4 protein-coding genes are annotated in these 3,364 nt (G+C 42.7%); 3 read left to right on the forward strand and 1 reads right to left on the reverse strand.

Translation table 11 applies throughout. The annotated features are described in order from the left end of the window. The 3 genes from AC1DWN_RS30755 to AC1DWN_RS30765 form a co-directional block, all read left to right on the forward strand. The coding region (locus AC1DWN_RS30755; RefSeq protein WP_477562661.1) for an endonuclease/exonuclease/phosphatase family protein at positions 1-712 on the forward strand (712 nt) is incomplete at its 5' end. Between the two features lie 129 nt (positions 713-841). Further along, positions 842-1,624, forward strand: a complete 783-nt coding sequence (locus AC1DWN_RS30760) for an HAD-IIA family hydrolase (protein WP_477562662.1) — start codon at positions 842-844, stop codon at positions 1,622-1,624. A 78-nt stretch (positions 1,625-1,702) separates the two neighbouring features. Continuing rightward, positions 1,703-2,410, forward strand: a complete 708-nt coding sequence (locus AC1DWN_RS30765; protein WP_477562663.1) for an MgtC/SapB family protein — start codon at positions 1,703-1,705, stop codon at positions 2,408-2,410. Positions 2,411-2,521: 111 nt separating this feature from the next. On the opposite strand, the gene AC1DWN_RS30770 is transcribed toward AC1DWN_RS30765, so the two are convergent. Next, on the reverse strand, positions 2,522-3,364 hold an 843-nt coding region (locus AC1DWN_RS30770; RefSeq protein ID WP_477562664.1), incomplete at its 5' end, for a type 2 periplasmic-binding domain-containing protein.

A 3,364-nucleotide genomic window follows, 5' to 3' on the forward strand; every position in this document is an offset into this window, starting at 1 on the left:
CTTACAGGCTGCCGCTGCTCTTATCCAAGAGTCGAATCCTACTTTGCTCGGAACACAAGAAGGCAAGTACGGAATGCTTGAGGACTTGGATAACTTACTGCCCGGTTACAACCGTATCGGCGAAGGACGTCTAGGCTATGAGAGCGGTCAACCACAGCAAGACGAATGCTGTGCAATCTACTATAAGCATGCGGAACTTAACGTTATAAAACATGGGCAATTTTGGTTGTCTGAAACTCCTGAATTGCCTGGCAGCAAGAGCTGGGATAGTTGCTTGCCCCGAATTTGCACTTGGGTTTGCTTCGAAATGAATAAGCAGTCTGGAACCCGCTTCTATATCTTTAATACTCATTTCGATCATTTAGGACAACAGGCTCGGGAAGAAAGCTCCAAGCTGATTATTGCACGTATTCAGCAATTACGCGGGGAAGAATGTCTTCCTGTTCTGCTCATGGGTGATTTCAACGCACATCCAGACAATATCGCCATTACATTACTTCAGGAGCAATTTGTTGATGCTTACTCGATCTTGAACGAGTCTGTCGGATGTACATTTCACGCGTTCGAAGGCGGTACTAAGGGTCAACCCATTGACTACGTATTCACTACATCAGATGTTGAAATGATAGAAACCGTTGTCGATCGCAAGCTGCGTGACGGAAGATATCCTTCCGATCATTATTCGATTGCAGTAACACTTTCTCTAACTTAAAATGCAAGGATAGCTTCATTCGAATAGGAGAACCATGATACTCTTTCTACCATTGAAAGATCTATCGTGGTTCTCCTGCTCTATCTCGAGTTTCTAGCAAAATTGAACCACATCAAAGGAGAATAAACAATGAATCAATATAAAGGTTATATATTTGATTTGGACGGTACCATTTATTTGGGGCAAAATGCTATTGAAGGAGCCGTGAATACGGTAAATCGTCTATTAGCCGATGATAAGAAAGTACTTTTCCTTACTAACAAAACAATAGATTCCAGACATAATTATGTCAAGAAGCTAAATGGCCTCGGCATACCTGTCACATTAAACGAAATCTTAAGTCCTGTCATTGTCACCCTAAGTTTACTGCGTGAACGTCACCAAGGACAACAGGTTTATGTTATCGGAGAGCAGATTTTCAAAGATGAGTTGGAAAGAGAAGGTGTCCTTTTTGCAAGCWCCCCTGATGAAACCGATGTAATTGTTCTATCATGGGATCGCAATTTTCACTATGATCAATTGAATTTTGCTTACCAAGCCATCAAACGAGGAGCGAAAGTGATAGCAACTAATCCCGACAGAACCTGTCCAACGCCAGACGGCGATTTACCCGATTGCGGCAGTATAATAGGAGCCATTGAAGGTGCGACAGGAATAAAGATCAATGACATTGCGGGAAAGCCTTCCAAGCATATGGCTGATGTAGCCCTTAATGTGCTTAACTTAACGGCCAAGGATTGCCTCATGATCGGTGATCGTTTAGAAACCGATATCTATATCGGCAAAATATCGGGTATGCATACTGCACTCGTTTTAACAGGCACTTCTCGTCCAGAAGACGTCTTACAAGCAGAATTCCAACCCAATTATGTCATAAACTCCGWTAATGACATCTATGAGATAGCGAATTAATGTGCATCGGATATGATAATCTGCAGCAGGAGCTGATTTATCATATAACGTGTATAGTTAAGGAAGGCGTGAAGATTCATGATCAGTATCCATATTGATTGGCTCACTATCATTATTCGATTGCTTATAGCGGCTTCTCTCGGCGGAATTATAGGGTGGGAACGTGAGATCCGAAACAAGCAAGCAGGTTTTAAGACCAACCTGCTCGTATCCGTAGGTTCATCGCTCATTATGATTACTTCAATCTATGGCTTTGGCGATCTTATTGATCATCCCAACGCTCGCTTCGATCCAGCGCGGCTGTCGGCACAGGTCGTTAGTGGTATTGGATTTCTTGGAGCTGGTGCTATTATGCGACGTTCCAATCACATATCCGGTCTTACGACAGCAGCGATGCTTTGGGTTGTAGCTGGTATTGGCTTGAGTGTTGGAGCAGGCTTTTATGTACCTGCTGTTGCAACCACCCTAATCGTCGTTATTTGTATCGTAGTCATGCGCAAAATCGAAACCCGATTTGTTTTGACAAGCGTGGAAGGCACCATGCAATTTACTTTAAAAGAAGATATTCTGAAATTAGATGATCTAAGAACAGTAATGGAAAAAGAACGTATCGAAATCCATAACGTATCCGTAACACGCCAAGATGAATCAGATACCTCCTACAAAATATTAACCGTTGATTGCAGCATACGTCTTAAAAGAAATCTGGAGGTTTTGGCCATCATGGGACGATTCGAACAATTGAATGGTGTTATCGAGATTACTTTTGATTGGAAAGGAAAGTAAGCTACTTTCCCCATTATCCCTCGATTTGGCACTTGAGCCTTTCAGAAAGTGCCCACCTGGGGGTATACAAAAAAACTCCGTCTCTAGTTACAGAGACGGAGTTTTTAAACATTATTTTGTAGATACAGCTTGGAACCAATCATTAACTTCTTTCGTTACTTGATCGCCGCCGTTTGCTTTCCAATTTTTGACGAATTCGTCAAAAGCATCTACTGGCAATTTGCCGTATATGATTTTATTGAAAGTTTCTAGCTCGGACTGACGAAGCAGGTTCCATTTTTCGATCATTGTAGGCGTTGCTGCGCCTGTAAAGTAGTTTTGCTTACGAATGTCGATTTGTGACATAACAATTTTTGCAGCATACCAGTTTTCCGGTTTACGGAATTGAGCCTGTTGCTTCTCGTAAGGAGTTTCTGGTTGCGCACCTTCAGCCAGCTTAACAAGTGATGACATATAAAGGTTAGGAATACGAGCAGGACCAGTAATGAACGGGAAGCTATTGAAGAAACCATCGATTTTTTCTTTCTCGCTTGTTGGTTTGCCATCTACCATAGCCCAGTCATAACCTTCAGCAAATCCATTTTCGTACTTGCTTCCAACAGCTGGGTTAGCTAGATTATCAAGCAGGTAGTTGTAATAAAGAATAATTGCTTCCGGGTGTTTAGCGTCTTTGTTAATCATGAAGCTGCTGTTAACACCGGAATTTTGCCATTTAGTACCCATCAAGCCATCTGGTCCCGCAGGTACCGGATATGCTTTATATTGCGAACCAGCTACGTTTTTCAACAAGTCTGGAGCTGGCCAGTCTGGAACCCAGTTCGCGCCTGGCAATACGCCTGCGTTTCCTTTAGTCCAAATCTCAGCCGATTTACCTTCGTCCCATAGCGCGGAGTCAGGGTGAATATAACCTTTTTCTAACCATTCTTGCAGTTTAGCAAGAGCTTGCTTAGCACC

The sequence above is a fragment of the Paenibacillus sp. P4_A7 genome (assembly GCF_056402455.1).